Raw genomic sequence first — 17,313 nt, forward strand, 5'->3', positions numbered from 1 at the left:
GATCAGGCGAAGTCGAGCATGTCCGGTGTGGCGGGCATGTCGAAGGCCAGCACCGCATGGGCCGCCGTCGCCGCATCATCGGCCAGCGCGCCCACCACCGGGATCGGGGCGGCGGCATTGGCCACGGTGTCGATCCAGCCGCCGAAGGCCGCCGCGAAGGCGGTGTCGATGGCGCTGGTGCCGCCTGCGTCTCCGGCATAGGCGCCCAGATCCACCTGCCCGGCCGAGAAGGCGAAGTCGAAGGTGTCGGCCCCGGCCGTGTCGCGGGCCAGACGGTCGGCGCCGGTGGCGGTGAACATCCCGTCCTCAAAAGCCGCGCCGATGTCGAAGCTTTGGGTGGTGTCGCCGGTCGAGATCACCAGGGTTTCGACACGGGTGGTGTCGTCGTCCATGTTCTTGATCCGCACCGCGCCCTCGGCGCCTTCGATCACCAGATCGCTGCCGCCTTCGACGAAGAACCGCAGGTCGCTGGCATCCGATGCCCCGGCGTTGCGCAGCTCCAGCGTGTCGGTGCCGCCGCCGCCGCCGGTGATGGCGTCGATCTTGCCCTCGGTCAGATCCAGCATCTGGGCGATGTCGCGGACGGCATCAAGACCGGCCTCGTCGATATCCAGTTCGGCATTCTCGGCAAAGGTGAACAGGTAGGTGTCATTGCCCTGTCCGCCGACCAGATCCGCGTCGGCACCGCTGGTGGCCAGAATGTCGTCGCCCGCTCCGCCCAGGAACTGCGCCTTGGCGTAGTCGATGAAGGACAGGGCCGAGTTGGCCGCATCCGCCACCGTGTCGATCACGCCGCTCAGCGGGTTGGCATTGGCCAGCGCGTCGCCCATGCCCTGCACCGCGGCCTCGACCCCGGCCAGCGGGTTGAACATCCCGCCGCCCAGATCCGGCATCACGCCCGAGGGCAGCGACGGCACCACCGCCGACCAGAAGAGATCGGCAAACACCCCGGTGTCGATCACCCAGTCCGCGCCCGCATCCCCGGCCATCACGTTGATCTCGTCGCCGGTGGACAGCATCAGGTCGCTGCCATCGCCGCCGAAGGACAGGTTGTAGGTGCCGCCGCCCAGGAAGATGTCGTCGCCGGCCTCGCCCATCTGGAAGCCGATGTCGCCTGCCACGTGGAACAGATCGTCGCCGTCGCCACCGAATTGCAGGTTCAGCGAGGGGGCGCTGTCGAGCAGGCTGTCCTTGGCGTCCTGCTTCTTCTGCGCGGCTTCGGTGTCGTCATCATCGTCGTCGGTCGTGGTGGACGTGGAGGTGGTGGTGTCATCGTCGTCGTCCATGGCCGCGTCGATGGCATCCTGAATGGTCTGCCACAGATCGGCCTCGCCGTCGCCAGCCTTGGACACCATCAGATCGCCGCCGTCATTGCCGAACTGCACCATCAGGCCGGCGCTGTCGCCACGCTCGACCGCTACCATCACGTCGGTGTCGTCGCCGCCCGACTGGACGTTGACCCGGCCCAGACCGATCATCAGATCGCTGCCCGCGCCGCCTGACTGGGCGTTGCCGGTACCCCAGCCGATCAGCACGTCGTCGCCGTCGCCACCGGCCTGGGCATTGCCCTGGCCGCCGCCGATGGCCACGTCATTGCCGCGCCCGCCGATCTGGATGTTGGCCTTGCCCGCCGCCAACATCACGTTGCTGCCGTCGCTGCCGCCCGCACCCAGGTGATCGTCCAGCTTGGCCTGCGCTGCGGCCAGGTCGAAGCCGCCCAGATTGATGTCCGTGGGCAGGGTTGACCAAAGGTGACCGCCGAATTGCAGGTTGCCGTAGCCCGCGCCGATCAGCCAGTCGTTGCCCTCGGCCCCGATCTGGATGTTGGCGCCGCCCGCGGCCAGCAGAACGTCATTGCCCGCGCCGCCATGCTGGATGTTGGTGCCGCCGACCGCGACGGCCAGGTCGTTGTCATCGCCGCCGAATTGCAGGTTCAGGCTGCCCACTGCGAACAGCTGGTCGGCCCCATCGTCGCCAAACTGGATGTTGGTCATGCCGCCGGCGACCATCAGATCGTTGCCGTTGCCGCCCGACTGGATGTTGGTATTGCCCACGGCGGCCATGGTGTCGTCGCCGTCGCCGCCCCATTGGCCGTTGTTGGCGCTGACCGCGATCAGCGTGTCATTGCCCGCATCGCCGAATTGGGTGGTGGCCACCACGGCGGCCGCCTTCAGCGTGTCGTTGCCATTGCCGCCGCGCATCACGTTGACGCCACCGGCGCTTTCCAGCAGATCGTCGCCGTCGCCGCCGAAGACAGTATTGACGCCGCCCTTGCCGATCAGGTGATCGTTGCCGCTGCCGCCGTCGATGTGGTTGACGCCGCCGATGCCCTCGATGGTGTCGTTGCCGGCCTCGCCCTTCAGGCTGTTGACGCCGCCGACGCCCTTGATGGTGTCATTGCCGTCGCCGCCATAGGCGTTGTTCACCGCGCCATGGGCCTCGATGGTGTCGTCGCCGGTGCCGCCATACATCTCGTTGTAGGCGCCATAGCCCTTCAGCGTGTCGTTCCACGACCCGCCATCCATCTTGTTCCAGGCGCCGCTGCCCTGCAGGTAGTCGCTGCCGGACTGGCCGTACAGGAAGTTGGTGGCCCCATAGCCCTTGACGGTGTCATGGCCGCTGCCACCGTCCAGCTTGTTCCAGGCCCCATAGCCGTAGACCGAGTCGTCATGCGCGCCGCCATAAGCGTCATTCTTGGCGCCATAGGCATAGAGCCGGTCGTTCTGGTCGCCGCCCGACAGATAGTTGTAGGCGCCGTAGCCTTTCAGCGTGTCATAGCCGCTGGAACCCCAGATCTTGTTGGTGATGCCCTTGCCGTAAACGGTGTCATTGCCCGACCCGCCGTAGATGGTATTGGTGCCGCCATAGCCATAGATCGTGTCGTGGCCGCTGTCGCCCCACAGGGTGTTCTTGGCGCCATAGGCCTTGACGATGTCGTTGCCGGTGCCGCCGTGCAACTCGTTGTATGTGCCCCAGCCGGCGACAAAGTCGTTGCCAGACCCGCCCCAGAGCTTGTTCTTGTAGGCGCTGTAGCCGTACATCGTGTCATTGCCCGAGCCCGCGTCCTTGCTGCTGCTCCAGCCGTACAGTTTGTAGGTCTTGTGGATGCTTGTGCTGAAAAGTCCCATGGGTCCGTTCCTTGTTTCCAGTTGCGAGGCGATGTGCCTTTGCCTGGAATGACCCTACGAAACGGACCCCTGCGGGGTTATGGGGCCGATCCCCCAATCGCGGGGTCGGCGGGTGCGGACACCACCGGGATGGTCAGGCGAAACACCGTGCCATGGCCGGGGCGGGACACGGGTGTCAGCCCCAGCCCGTGCGCTTCGGCCTGGGCGAAACAGACTGCCAGTCCCAGCCCGTGGCCTTGCGAGTCCGCACCCTTCTGTCCTTCCTGCCGGAAGGTGGCGATCTGGTCGGCACTCATGCCGGGGCCGGTGTCGCAGACCCAAAGCTCAACCCGTGCCCCCCGGCGGCGCGCGCCGATCAGAACCCGGCCCCGGTCGGTGTGGTTCACCGCATTGGACACGAGGTTCGAGGCGATGCGCATCAGCACCAGCGGCGGCACCTGCACCGGCGCGCTGCTGTTCACCAGATCCAGCCGCAATCCCTTCGAGATCGCGTCCTGCTGAAACATCTGCTGCACGGTCTGCAGGATCAGGCCAAGGGCATAGGGCTCGGTCTGGTCCTCGGCCTCGGGCGGCGGGGGCGCGACATCGCCGTCCTCCTGAGGGGCGGCATCGCGCAGGTATTCGCCCGACAGCCCCTCGATATAGTCGAAGGCCTCGCCGAGCCGGGCGCGCAGGTCGGGCTCCAGCCGTTCGCCAAGGCTGTCGAAGGTCATCCGCAATGAGGCCAAGGGCTGTTTCAGGTCATGGCTGGCGGTGGCCAACTGGCGCTGGCGATGGCGGGCCAGATCACGGGCGCGGGAATAGGCGCGCTCGGTCTCCAGCAGTTCCTGCGCTGTTTGCGCCTCGGCCTCCAGCGCCTGCATCTGGGCTGCGACGGCGCGCGCGTGGTCGCGCCGGATCAGGATCACATGGGCCGCGAAATTGGTGATCGTGGCCACCAGCATCGTCAGATAGACGATGCGGATGGCGCCCATCAGCGGCACCGCCTCGCGCGCCCAGCCCGCTGCCACCAACACCACCACCGGAACCAGTGCGGCGACCGTGGCCAGCGACAGCCACAGCGCCGTGGCATGGGTGCGTCCCTGCTTTTGCCGCCACGCGCCGGTGCCGAAGGGGATGGCCACGAGGCTGATCGCCAGAAGCCCTTCGGCCAGCAGCGCCGCGTAAGTGCCCGGCGAGGCCAGCGCCAGAAGAAAGCCCACCGCCGAGACCCCGGCAAGCCCCCGGCACAGACGCGCCAGTCGGCTCCGGCCCGCACTGGCCAGCCCATGACCTGCCAGCAGAAAGCCCGCCCCCGACAGCGCGTACAGCAGGAAGAACCCCACCGCCGATTGCACTTCGGGCCGCTCGGGATAGAGCAGGCGAAACAGCAGCCCGTCCATGAAGGCGATGAAGGCCAACCCGGTCAGGAACAGCGCCGCGTACAGCAAGCTGATCCAGTCGCGCAGCGCCACGTAGAACGCCAGAAAGAACGCCAGCGCCGCAAGGCTGGCCGCGTAGAAGGCTGTCAGCCCGGCGGTGTCGCGCACCGTTTGCTCGGCCACCCCAAGAGGCGATTGCAGCGCCATGCGCAGGGTCTGGAACGGCCCGTATTTCACATGGGCCAGCAGGGTGACCCGCTCTCCTGGGGCGACGTAGAATTCGACGGTGCGCAGTCGCGTGGCGGCGTGCTGGGCCGGATCGAAGGGGGCAAAGATGGAATAGGTCAGCAGCGTCTCGGTCAGGCCGCTGTCGCGGATCAGATAGATGTCGACCTCGCTGACCAGTGGCAGGTGCAAGGTGATGGCGAAAGGATCGGGCGGGCGGCCGTCATCAAGGCTGGTATTGGTCAGCTCCACCCCGGCCCAGGCTTCGGGCGCATAGTTGGTCGACAGGCTGTCCAGCGCCAGCCCGGCGCTGAATCCGCCCGCGCGAAACCGTGCCAGCATCACCGCCAGATCCAGCCCCTGCCCCGGCGCATGGGTCAGATGCGGGGTCAGATCGACCGCATCTCCGCTTGCTGTAATGTCCAGCGCGCGGGCCGGCGGCGCGGCCCACAGGCCTGTGGTCATGACCAGAAGGGCCGTCCAGAGAAGGAAAAAGGCGCGTCGGGGCAACATGGGCACTCGCGGTCAGGATCGCTGTCACCATGGGCCGGGTTGCGCGCGGCTGGCAAGTGCGCGGCGCGGCGATTGGTGGATCGACCTCATATCGCGCGGCAAAGGGCGGCGCGATGTTGAAGGCACACAGAACGGAGCCCCACGGCATGTTTCTTCGCCTCCTGATGACCGCCTTCACCCTCGCCACAACCCCGGCCGCCGCGCAGCCCGAGATCCTGCAAAGCGGCGCCCATGATCTGATCGGCGCGCAATATACCGATGGCCCCCTGGACGACGCGGTGCTGGTCTGCCTGAAGAACCGCTCTACCCGTGGTGTGCAGAAGACGCTGCGCAACCATGCCGACGGCTCTGCCCGCATCCTGCTGCCCGATCCGGGTGTTGGCTGCGTGGCCTTCGCCCCCACCCGCCACGTGTTCTACTTCGAAAAACAGCCCGGACGCCAGCCGGTCACGGTGCTGTCGGTGCCGGTGGACCTGAGCCAACGGGCCGGGCAAACACTGACGTTCGACTGGTTGCGCGACAGCGCGCCGTGATCACTGCCCGGCGCGATGCCGGTCGTCGGCCTGCCGCAACTCGGCCGGGGTAATGCGCCCGTCCTTGTCGCCGTCGGCGATGGAGAACGCCAGCCCATAGGCACCGAAAAACCGGATCTGGCGCGCGGTGGGCTGACCCTGCTGCGCCATCGCCTGCACGAAGGTCTTGAATTCGGGCTTGGTCAGGCTCCGATCCCGATCCGCATCGGCCAGCACGAAGGCATCGATCTCGCCCTGCGTGGGGCGCAGATCCTCGGCCGCCCACAGCGGGGCGGTAGCGATCAGGGCCGCGCCAAGGAGCGTTCTGCCAAATCCTGTTGTCTGCATGTCGCGCTCCCGTCCCTGCCGCGTCGCCGAAACCCATTGCACCCCATATGTGCTGCGGCCATGCTTGCCAGATTACCGCAGTTTCGGCGAGGGCGCCTGTCGTGAAAACCTACACTTGTGTGATCGCCGATGACCACGCCATCGTGCGCGGCGGGTTGCGCGCCGCGCTGGAAGCCCCCGGCCTGATCGAGGAACACGGCATCACGGTCGTGGCCGAGGCCGCCAACGGCCTTGAAGCCATCGCCGCCCTGCGCCAGCACCGCCCCAGCCTGATGCTGCTGGACGTGCAGATGCCCCTGGCGGGCGGCACAGAGGTGCTGCTGGAGGCCCGGCGCTGGTCGCCCGACACCAGGATCGTGGTGCTGACCGGCATTTCCGCCGTGGGCAAGCTGAGCGAGTTGATCGACAGCGGCGTTGACGGGCTGTTTTCCAAGGCCACCGAGAACGACGCGCTCTATGCCGCCCTGCCGAAAATCCTGCGCGGCGGGCGGGTGATCTCGGACCATGTGGCGGCCTTGCTGGAAGATCGCGCCGCGCCCTCGCCCCTGACCGACCGCGAACGCCAGACCCTGAACCTGATCGTCGCGGGCCAGTCGAACAAGGAAATGGCGCAGATCCTGGGCATCAGCGCCAAGACCGTGGACCGGCACCGGACCTCGCTGATGCAGAAGCTGGACGTGCATTCGGTGGCCCAGCTGATCGCCTTTGCCCTGCGCGAAGGGCTGATCGATCCGTCCGCGGAACTTTGATCCCCGGTTGCCGGGTTTTCATTCCGCCTGCCGAATGGGCGCGGCGGCGCGACAAAAGACGGCTATTTCGCCCGAATGGCCCGAAATGCCCAGTTTCCCCTCGCAGTCGGTTGCGCGGATGTGATTGCTTGGACGGTGAAACCGACGGGAGCCCTTCATGTCGATCACGGCAGCCATCCACCACCTGACCCACTATAAATACGACCGTCCCGTGACGCTCGGCCCGCAGATCATCCGCCTGCGCCCGGCCCCGCACAGCCGCACGCGGGTCATCTCGCATTCGCTGAAAGTCTCGCCCGCCGGGCATTTCGTGAACCACCAGCAGGATCCCTATGGCAACTGGCTGGCCCGGTTCGTCTTCCCCGAGCCGGTTCGGGAGTTGAAGATCGAGGTCGATCTGGTGGCCGACATGTCGGTCTACAACCCGTTCGATTTCTTCGTCGAGGAACGGGCCGAGCATTATCCCTTCGAGTATCCCGAGGAGCTGTCCGAGGATCTGTCGATCTACCTCAAGCCGGACCCGGCCGGGCCGAAGCTGCAGGAACTTCTGAACGGCATCGACGACGGTGGCGGCAAGATCAAGATCGTTGACTTCCTGGTCGGGCTGAACCGCGATCTGGAGCAGAAGATCGGCTATGTGATCCGGATGGAACCCGGTGTGCAGACGCCGGAAGAAACCCTGACCTCGCTGAAAGGTTCGTGCCGCGACAGTTCGTGGCTGCTGGTGCAGGTGTTGCGCAACCTGGGCATCGCGGCGCGCTTCGTGTCGGGCTACCTGATCCAGCTCAAGCCGGATCTGGATGCGCTGGACGGCCCTTCGGGCACCGATCACGATTTCACCGATCTGCACGCGTGGTGCGAGGCCTATATTCCCGGCGCCGGCTGGGTCGGGCTGGACCCGACCTCAGGTCTGCTGACCGGCGAAAGCCATATTCCGTTGGCCGCCACACCGCATTTCCGCAACGCCGCGCCGATCAGCGGGCTGGCCAGCCCCGCCGAGGTCGACTTCGACTTCGACATGCGCGTCACCCGCACCGCAGAACATCCGCGCATCACCAAACCCTTCCCCGAAGACAGCTGGGAAAAGCTGGATGCGCTTGGCCACAAGGTCGACAAGCTGCTGGCAGACGGCGACGTGCGGCTGACCATGGGCGGCGAGCCGACCTTCGTGTCGATCGACGATTTCGAAAGCGCCGAATGGAACACCGAGGCCGTCGGGCCGATGAAACGCGGCATGGCCGACACGCTGATCCACCGCCTGCGCGAGAAATTCGCACCGGGCGGATTCCTGCATCACGGTCAGGGCAAATGGTATCCCGGCGAAAGCCTGCCGCGCTGGACCTTCTCGCTGTACTGGCGCAAGGACGGCAAGCCGATCTGGCGCAACGATGCGCTGTTTGCCCGCGAACAGGCCGACACCAAGGTCGGCTGGCAAGAGGCCGGTACATTGCTGCAATCGGTGGCCGATACGCTGGGGGTGAACCCCGACTACGTGCTGCCCGCCTATGAAGATCCGGCCGAGTGGATGCTGAAGGAAAGCAACCTGCCCGACAATGTGACGCCCGAGAATTCGGAGCTGAAGGATGCCGAGGCGCGCCACCGCATCGCCCGCGTCTTCAACCGGGGCCTGACCGAGCCATCGGGGATGATCCTGCCGGTGCAGCGCTGGCAGGCCAAGGCCTCGTCGAAATGGTTGTCCGAGCTTTGGCGCACGCGGCGCGGCAAGATATTCCTGGTGCCCGGCGACAGCCCGGTGGGCTTCCGCCTGCCGCTGGAGGCGCTGCCGCATATTCCATCGGCGTCCTATCCCTATATCTATCCCGTGGACCCGGTCACCCAGACCGGCGATCTGCCCGAATTCGATCTGCCCGCGCTCAGCAAGGAGCGGACCCAGCAATCCCGCACCATCGAACAGGTCGAGGCGCCGGCCCGCGAACGCGCCGTTCTTGACTCCGCCGAAACGCTGGGCGGGCGCGTGCGCACCGCCATGTCGGTGGAGCCGCGTGACGGGCGTCTGTGCGTGTTCATGCCGCCCACCGAAAGCGTCGACGATTACCTTGAACTTCTGGCGGCGGTGGAAAACGCGGCCATGGAAACCGGCCTGCCGGTGCATATCGAAGGCTACCAGCCGCCACCCGATCCGCGCCTGAACGTGATCCGCGTCGCGCCCGATCCCGGCGTCATCGAGGTCAACGTGCACCCGGCCGCCAGTTGGGACGAGTGCAAGGCAATCACCGAAACCGTCTATGACGAGGCCCGCCAGACGCGTCTGGGCGCCGACAAGTTCATGATCGACGGGCGCCATTGCGGCACCGGCGGCGGCAACCATGTGGTCGTCGGCGGCGCCACGCCGCTGGACAGCCCGTTCCTGCGCCGCCCCGATCTGCTGAAAAGCCTGATCCTGCACTGGCAGCGGCATCCCTCGCTTAGCTACCTGTTCTCGGGGCTGTTCATCGGCCCGACCAGCCAGGCGCCGCGCATCGACGAGGCCCGTCACGACAGCCTCTACGAGCTTGAGATCGCCCTGAACCAGATCAACGCGCCCGAAAATGGCGCAGTGCCGCCACCGTGGCTGACCGACCGGCTGTTGCGCAACATCCTGATCGACGTGACCGGCAACACCCACCGCGCCGAGATCTGCATCGACAAGCTGTATTCGCCTGACGGGCCCACGGGGCGGCTGGGGCTGGTGGAATTCCGTGGCTTCGAGATGCCGCCCGATCCCCGCATGAGCCTGGCCCAGCAGGTGCTGATCCGGGCGCTGATCGCGCGGTTCTGGAAGTCGCCGGCCACCGGCGACCCGATCCGCTGGGGCACCCGTCTGCACGACCGGTTCATGCTGCCACATTTCGTCTGGGACGATTTCCTTGAAGTGCTGCGCGACCTGTCCGAACACGGGTTCGACATGGACCCTGACTGGTTCAAGGCGCAGGCCGAGTTCCGCTTCCCGTTCTGCGGCGAGGTCGACTACGAAGGGGTGAACCTTGAAATCCGGCAGGCGCTGGAACCCTGGCACGTTCTGGGGGAAACCGGGGCCATCGGCGGCACCGTGCGCTATACCGACAGTTCGGTGGAACGGTTGCAGGCCAAGCTGACCACCCGCGATCCCGACCGCTATGTCGTCGCCTGCAATGGCCGCCGTCTGCCGATGCAGGACACCGGTCTGGGCGGCATCAAGGTGGCGGCAGTGCGGTTCAAGGCGTGGCAGCCGCCCGAGGCGCTGCACCCGGTGCTGCCGGTCAATGCGCCGCTGACCTTCGATGTCTTCGACACCTGGACCGGGCGGTCGCTGGGCGGCTGCACCTACCATGTCGCGCACCCCGGCGGTCGCAACTATGACACCTTCCCGATCAACGGAAACGAAGCCCAGGCACGCCGCCTTGCCCGCTTCCAGCCGCATGGGCATACTCCGGGCAACTACATCCCGCCCAGCGAAGTGCCCCATCGTGAATTCCCGATGACATTGGACCTGAGGCGTCAACCGGGGATCTGAGGCATGACGGCAGTTCTGGACGGCAGCACGGGCGACTCTGTCGCCCGGCTTTTGCAGGGCTATCGCCCCGCCGACGGCGTTCCGGATGAGTTGATCGGTCCCGATGGCGCGGTGCGCCCGGTCTGGGACAGCTTCATCCGCGCGCTGGCCGCACAGACGCCCGAGAAGATGGCCGCCCGCATCGGACAGGGCGAACAGTACCTGCGCGACGCCGGGGTCTATTTCCGCCGCTACGGGCCGCAGGATACCGGGCAACGGGACTGGCCGCTGAGCCATGTGCCGGTGCTGATCTCGGAAACCGAATGGGACGAGATCGCCCTTGGGCTGACCGAACGCGCCGGGCTGCTGGAACAGGTGGTGGCCGACATCTACAGCGACAACCGACTGGTGGCCGAGGGCCATCTGCCGGCCTCGCTGGTGGCCAACAATCCCGAATGGCTGCGCCCGCTGGTGGGGGTCAAACCGGCCTCGGGACATTTCCTGCATTTCATGGCCTTCGACATCGGCCGCGGCCCCACCGGCGACTGGTGGGTGCTCAGCGACCGCACGCAGGCGCCCTCGGGGGCGGGCTTCGCGCTGGAAAACCGCATGGCGACGGCGCGGGTCTATTCCGACATGATCGCGCGGACCAACGTGGCGCCGCTGGCCGGGTTCTTCCGCGAATTCCGCGACCGGCTGACGGCGCTGTCGGGCTCGGACAACAGCCAGGTCGGCATCCTGACCCCCGGCCCGCTGAACGAGACCTATTTCGAACACGCTTTCATCGCCCGCCACCTGGGGTTCCCGCTGTTGCAGGGCGATGATCTGACGGTCCAGAACGGCCGCACCATGATCCGGACCGTGAATGGCACCAGCCCGGTGTCGGTGCTGTGGCGGCGGATGGATGCGGGCTGGGTCGATCCGCTGGAGCTGAACGAGGGCTCGCGGCTGGGTACGCCGGGGCTGTTGCGGGCCATTCGCGCCGGGCATCTGACCATGGTCAATGCGCTCGGCTCGGGCATCCTGGAAACCCGCGCGCTGATGGCCTTCATGCCCCGGCTCAGCCAGATCCTGAACGGGTGCGATCTGCGCCTGCCCAATATCGCCACATGGTGGTGCGGGCAGGAAAGCGAAAGCGCCTATATGCGCGACCATCCCGACGGCATGATGATCAGCCCGGCCTTCGCCACGGCGCCGGTGTTCGAGGCCGCGCAATCCAACCTGTCGGTGGAGGAAATCGCCGCACGCATCCAGCAGAACGGCCCGGATCTGGTCGGGCAGGAGCAGGTGCATCTGTCGACCGCGCCGACGCTGATCGACGGCGCGCTGGTGCCGCGCCCGATGAGCCTGCGGGTGTTCCTGGCCCGCACCGCCAGCGGCTGGAAGGTCATGCCCGGCGGGTTTGCGCAGATCGGAATGGTGCCCGATTCCAACATTCTGGCGATGCAGCAGGGCGGACGGGTGGCCGATGTCTGGATCGTCGGTGACAGCCGCGCCAAGCCCAAGCCGATCCTGCCGTCGAAACCGGCGGCGGTGCAGCGCTCGGCCCCCGGCCGCCTGCCAAGTCGCGCGGCGGACAACCTGTACTGGCTGGGCCGCTATGTTGAGCGGGGCGAGCACATCGTGCGCATCCTGCGCGCCCATCACGCGCGCCTGTCCGACACCGAGGGACCGCTGGCCCCGGTCGTGCAATGTTCGACCGATTACCTGGCAAGCTTTGGCTGCGACAGTGCCCAGCCGATCCCCGATGGGCTTCTGTCGCTGATCGACAACGCCCGCGCCTGTGCCAGCCAGGTCGGCGACCGCTTTTCGGTGGACGGGGCGCTGGCCTTGTCCGACCTGACCCGCTCCCTGCACCAACAGGCCGAGACCGCTCTGCCCGGCGACAGCGCCGCGCTGGCGATGAGCGTGCTGCTGCGCAACCTCAACGGCTTTTCAGGGCTGGTGCATGAAAACATGTACCGCTTTACCGGCTGGCGGTTTCTGGCCATGGGGCGGGCAGCAGAACGGGCCGCGACCATGTGCGGATGCCTGGCCGCCTTTGCCGATCCCGAAAGCCCCACCGGCGGGCTGGATCTGGTGATGGAAGTCGGAGACAGCGTCATGACCCACCACCGCCGCTATGCCATGGCACCCTGCCGCGAAACCGTGGTGGACCTGATGGCATTGGACGAGTTGAACCCGCGGGGCGTGCTGTTCCAGTTCAACCAGATGGAAACCCACCTGCGGCATCTGCCGGGGGTCGAGTTGCACCACCAGATGACACCGCTCAGCCGCGCGGTGCTGAAGGCGCGCACCGATCTGGCGCTGCAAACGCCCGAGACCCTGTCCACCGAAGTTTTCAACACGGTACTGGCGGGACTGGGCGACATTTCGAACCAGACTACCCTGGCTTATCTGACCTGAGGGAGCGGGCGATGCAGTACGATATTCGCGTGACCATCCAGTACAGCTACCCCAGCCCGGCCAGTTCGGGCCGTCATCTGCTGCGGCTGATGCCGCGCTCTCTGCCCGGAAAGCAGCGCGTGCTGTCGCGAACACTTGAAGTGACCCCGGCGCCGGTGGAACAGGTCAACGGCATCGATTTCTTTGGCAATGAGACCGTCGAGGTGGCGCTGGCCTCGCCCCATCAGGAAAGCAGTTTCACGGTCAAGGCACGGGTCGAATGCTCGCGCGAGGGGCAAGGTTTCAATATGTCCGGCACCCTACCGGGGCTGGCGGGCGAGATCGCCGCGCAAGCGGGCCTGAACCCCGATGCGCCGCATCATTTCCTTGGCCCCTCCACCCGCATCCCGCGGCACGACGGCATGGCCGCCTATGCCCGCGAGGTCGCCGGAGCGGAGACCACGGTCTACGACATCGTGCGGGCGCTGGGGCAGCGCATCCACGAGGATTTCACCTTCAATCCCGAAGCCACCGACGTGGACACCCCGACCGAGGCGGCCTTCGAGCAGCGCGCCGGCGTGTGCCAGGACTTCGCCCAGGTGATGATCACTTGCCTGCGCGAGATCGGCATTCCGGCGGCCTATGTCAGCGGCTTCCTGCGCACCATTCCGCCCGAGAACCAGCCCCGGCTGGAAGGCGCCGACGCCATGCACGCCTGGGTGCGGGCCTGGTGCGGGCGGCAGATGGGCTGGGTCGAATACGATCCCACCAACGCGGTCGAGGCCTTCAACGATCATGTGGTCGTCGCCTATGGCCGCGACTACGCCGATGTGGCCCCGGTCAAGGGCTACATGCGGTCGGTGGGCGATCACACCACCCGGCAACTGGTGGACGTGGAGCCGCTGGAGAACGCCTAGCCCTGCGGGGCGGCGGTGCAGCGTGCTAGAATGTCGACGCCCTGCTGATTCCAGAAATGCAGAAGGTCGATGAACACCCAGTTTTCGGCCAGCTTGTCGCCCTCGCGCCGATAGATGTCGATCACCCGGAAGTCCCCCGCCTTGCCGGTTGCGGGCATCCCCATGAAGCCGCCTGTGGGACGGGCGGTGAAATTCGGCCAGCCGAAGAACCCGCCGTAATGCCCCTCGGCCATCCGGCACAGGTGATGGGTCTTGGAACGTTCGGCAAAGCTAGCCCGGAACAGCCCGGAATGCTGCGTCACATAGCGCGGGATGGTGTAAGTCGCGCCGATCCCAGTCGGACCCCACCACAGCATGTCATCGGTCCAGCTGCGGGCCAGTTCCTCGTGGATCGGAAGGCCGCTTTGCCATTGGCCAAGATCGGCGATCATCCGGGCAATGCTGGCCCAGGTCCGGTCGCCTTCGTCGGCAGGTTGCGGATCGAACAGCAGGCCGTCATGGGTCAGCGGACCGGGCTGCACCAGTTGTGCGCCGGTCTGCGGCGGGAACGGCTGCAATCCTGCCTGCACCATCAGTTGCGGAAGGTCGAAATACATGGCCGTTTCGGTGATCCTGCCGCCATCGACCCGGTAGAAGGCGCAATAGCGCAGGAAGGCCAGCTTGCCGGTGGGCGGAATGCCCAGCCACGGTTGATCGAACAGCCCCATCAGATGCCCCATGGACACCACCCAGACGCCCTCCTGCCCGGCGGCCCGGTTTTCCCCGGCCATGAACACATCCTCGCGGCGTTGCATCCGGGTCAGGCTGGTGCGCAGCGGTAACCAGAACCGCGCCGCCACTGCGTCCGGCCCCTGCACTTCATGAAACGGATGATACCCGCGCCACAGCAGGTCGGGCACGCAATGGGCCGACAGGACGTCTGCAATCGCAGCGCCTTCGGCCGTGTCCAATGCGGCGTGAAAGTCCCGGACGACTTGTTTCTCGGCTTGGTAGTCTGACATCTTGTCCACTTGTTTTCATCGGCAAGCCCGCGCGGGCGGCGAAATCCCAACGCACGGACGTGGGCCATGTTGCACGGACGCGGATGAATGTCTTGTGGCACCAGCCGCAGGCACCGTCACGAATTATTGCAATCGCATGCAGACTGGCGGATGCCCCGGCATCGACCCTGCCAGTGCCCCTGAAAAAGTGAGCGCGCACCGTCCCCCACGGCGCGCGCTCTATCGAAGATGCCACTTTCCCCCGTGGCCTTCGAAAACCCCTGTCGCGTCAGATCGCGCCCTGAGCGTCCACCACGGCAATCGCCGACATGTTCAGCAGACCGCGCACGGTGATCGATTGGGACACGATGTGCACGGGTTTGGAGGCCCCCAGCATGATCGGCCCGACCGACACGCCGCCGCCCAGCGTCTTGAGCAGGTTGAGCGCGATATGCGCCGCGTCGATATTGGGCATGATCAGCAGGTTGGCGCGGCCCCGCAGCGGGCTGGAGGGCATGACGATGTTGCGCAGGGTCTCGCTCAGCGCGACATCCGCGTGCATCTCGCCGTCGAATTCGAAGTCCACGTCCATCTTCGACAGCAGTTGCGCCGCCGCGCGCATCTTGCGCGACGACGGGCTGGGCCGATCCCCGAAGTTGGAGTTCGACAGCAACGCCACCTTCGGCTCCTGCCCCAGCTTGCGCAGGGTGCGGGCGGCCAGAACCGCCAGTTCGGCGATTTCCTCGGAGGTCGGATCCGGAGTCACATAGGTGTCGGCGATGAAGATCGTCCCCGAGGGCAGCACCAGCGCGTTCAGTGTCGACAGTTCCGCCACCCCGTCGGCGTGGCCGATGATGCCTTCCAGACGGGTCAGATGATGGCCGAAACGGCCACCGGTCCCGGCGATGGCGGCATCGACTTCGCCCCGTTGCAGCAGGCACATGGCCAGCACCGAGGGATCGTTGCGCACCCCGCGCAGGGCTTCCTTCGGGGTGATGCCACTGCGGCCCACCAGATCGTGCAGCGTGTCGCCATAGACCGTCAGATCGATTGCGTCGGGATCGACCACCTCGATGGCATCCATGTCAAGAACAAGACCCAAATCCTTGATCTTGCTTGAAATTGCACTTTCAGATCCGATCAGAACCGGCTTGGCAATCCCGGCGGTGATGGCTTGCTGGGCGGTGTGTAACACGCGCACCGAGTCGCCTTCGGCAAAAACCACGCGCTTGGGATCGCGGGCCGCCTTTTCGAACACCGGCTTCATCAGCATGCCCGACTGGTAGACAAAGCGCGACAGTTGCTCTCGGTAGGCGTCCATGTCGGCGATGGGCCGCGTGGCAACCCCGGTGTCCATGGCCGCCTTGGCAACCGCCGGGGCGATCTCGAGGATCAGCCGCGGATCGAAAGGCTTGGGAATGATGTAGTCCGGCCCGAAGCTCAGGCTGTCCGCGCCATAGGCCGACAACACCACGTCCGAGGCCTCGATCCGCGCCATGGCGGCAATGGCCCGCGCGCAGGCCATCTTCATCTCTTCGTTGATCTCGGTGGCGCCGCAGTCCAGCGCGCCGCGGAAGATGAAGGGAAAGCACAGGACGTTGTTGACCTGGTTGGGATAATCCGACCGGCCGGTGGCGCAGATGGCATCATCGCGTACCTCGGCAACCACCTCGGGGCGGATTTCCGGCTCCGGGTTGGCCATGGCCAGGATGATCGGTTGCGGCGCCATGCTGGCCGCCATTTCCTTGGTCACGGCCCCGGCCACCGACAGGCCCAGGAACACATCGGCGTTCTCCATGGCGTCATCCAGGGTGCGCGCGTTGGTCTCGCCGGCAAAGCGCAGCTTGGTCTCATCCATCGGGCGGCCCGGACGATCCTTGTAGATCACGCCCTGGCTGTCACAGACGGTGATGTTCTCGCGCTTGGCGCCAAAGCTGATGAGCAGTTCCAGACAGGCGATCGAGGCCGCGCCGGCGCCATTGGCGGTGATCTTGACCTCGTCGATCTTCTTGCCCACCAGTTCCAGCGCGTTCAGCGTCGCTGCCGCCGAGACGATGGCGGTGCCGTGCTGGTCGTCGTGGAACACCGGGATATTCATCTCGGCCTTCAGACGTTTCTCGATGGCGAAACACTGCGGCGCCTTGATGTCTTCCAGGTTGATGCCGCCGAAGGTCGGCTCCAGCGGACGCACGGCGTTGCAGAAGGTGTCCACATCCTCGGCGTCCACTTCGATGTCGAAGACGTCGATGCCCGAGAATTTCTTGAACAGGGCCGCCTTGCCCTCCATCACCGGTTTCGAGGCCAGTGGCCCGATGTTGCCCAGCCCCAGAACTGCGGTGCCGTTGGAAATCACCGCCACGAGGTTGCCGCGCATGGTGTATTCGCTGGCCAGCGACGGATCCTCGGCGATGCGCTCGCACGGGATGGCGACGCCGGGGCTGTAAGCCAGAGCGAGGTCGGTCTGGGTGGCCATGGGCTTGCTGGGCAGAACCTGCAATTTTCCCTTGGGATGCGCGGAATGGTACTCCAAGGCGTCCCGTGTCAGTTGATCTTTCATCTCGTCCCCCGAAACTTCTTTTGTGTGTCGGCGGGGCGCAGGCCCCGCCGCATATCATGTCTGTCCCGGACCGGCGCCCCGGTCCGGGTTCCGCCCTAGTTCGTTATGATTTCCGGTCCCATGAGTGCTGTTGGGAGGAAGGTCGAGAGGGCGGGGATGTAGGTGA

At 66.1% G+C, this 17,313-nt stretch carries 10 protein-coding genes; 5 read left to right on the forward strand and 5 right to left on the reverse strand.

Going from position 1 to position 17,313, the window contains the following annotated elements:
• Positions 1–2 precede the first annotated feature (2 nt).
• A complete protein-coding gene (locus AB0T83_RS13485) occupies positions 3–3,128 on the reverse strand; it encodes a calcium-binding protein (protein WP_366193668.1) in 3,126 nt (1,041 codons plus the stop codon).
• 77 nt (positions 3,129–3,205) lie between these two features.
• Positions 3,206–5,179, reverse strand: a complete 1,974-nt coding sequence (locus AB0T83_RS13490; RefSeq protein WP_366193669.1) for a sensor histidine kinase — start codon at positions 5,177–5,179, stop codon at positions 3,206–3,208.
• Between the two features lie 194 nt (positions 5,180–5,373).
• Between AB0T83_RS13490 and AB0T83_RS13495 the strand changes: the two genes are divergently transcribed.
• A complete protein-coding gene (locus AB0T83_RS13495; protein ID WP_366193670.1) occupies positions 5,374–5,760 on the forward strand; it encodes a hypothetical protein in 387 nt (128 codons plus the stop codon).
• Here the strand turns inward: AB0T83_RS13495 and AB0T83_RS13500 are convergent, their stop codons facing one another.
• The gene (locus tag AB0T83_RS13500) at positions 5,761–6,087 is read right to left on the reverse strand and encodes an EF-hand domain-containing protein (protein ID WP_366193671.1); all 327 of its coding nucleotides are present in this window, start codon (positions 6,085–6,087) and stop codon (positions 5,761–5,763) included.
• Between the two features lie 101 nt (positions 6,088–6,188).
• Between AB0T83_RS13500 and AB0T83_RS13505 the strand changes: the two genes are divergently transcribed.
• From AB0T83_RS13505 to AB0T83_RS13520, 4 genes are all read left to right on the forward strand, one after another.
• Complete coding sequence (locus AB0T83_RS13505) at positions 6,189–6,836, forward strand: LuxR C-terminal-related transcriptional regulator (RefSeq protein ID WP_366193672.1); 648 nt, start codon at positions 6,189–6,191, stop codon at positions 6,834–6,836.
• A gap of 157 nt (positions 6,837–6,993) precedes the next feature.
• Positions 6,994–10,329, forward strand: coding sequence for a transglutaminase family protein (locus tag AB0T83_RS13510; RefSeq protein WP_366193673.1), 3,336 nt, complete (start codon positions 6,994–6,996; stop codon positions 10,327–10,329).
• A 3-nt stretch (positions 10,330–10,332) separates the two neighbouring features.
• Positions 10,333–12,714 carry a circularly permuted type 2 ATP-grasp protein gene (locus AB0T83_RS13515; protein WP_366193674.1) on the forward strand — a complete coding sequence of 794 codons (2,382 nt, stop codon included), beginning with the start codon at positions 10,333–10,335 and terminating at the stop codon, positions 12,712–12,714.
• An 11-nt stretch (positions 12,715–12,725) separates the two neighbouring features.
• The gene (locus AB0T83_RS13520; RefSeq protein WP_366193675.1) at positions 12,726–13,610 is read left to right on the forward strand and encodes a transglutaminase family protein; all 885 of its coding nucleotides are present in this window, start codon (positions 12,726–12,728) and stop codon (positions 13,608–13,610) included.
• Here the strand turns inward: AB0T83_RS13520 and AB0T83_RS13525 are convergent.
• Both AB0T83_RS13525 and AB0T83_RS13530 read right to left on the reverse strand, forming a co-directional pair.
• On the reverse strand, positions 13,607–14,611 hold the full coding sequence (locus tag AB0T83_RS13525) for a nuclear transport factor 2 family protein (protein ID WP_366193676.1): 1,005 nt from the start codon (positions 14,609–14,611) through the stop codon (positions 13,607–13,609). The genes AB0T83_RS13520 and AB0T83_RS13525 overlap by 4 nt on opposite strands.
• A gap of 268 nt (positions 14,612–14,879) precedes the next feature.
• On the reverse strand, positions 14,880–17,147 hold the full coding sequence (locus AB0T83_RS13530) for an NADP-dependent malic enzyme (RefSeq protein ID WP_366193678.1): 2,268 nt from the start codon (positions 17,145–17,147) through the stop codon (positions 14,880–14,882).
• Positions 17,148–17,313: the final 166 nt, after the last annotated feature.

The sequence above is a fragment of the Meridianimarinicoccus marinus genome, from assembly GCF_040689105.1.
Classification (GTDB): Bacteria; Pseudomonadota; Alphaproteobacteria; order Rhodobacterales; family Rhodobacteraceae; genus Meridianimarinicoccus; species Meridianimarinicoccus marinus.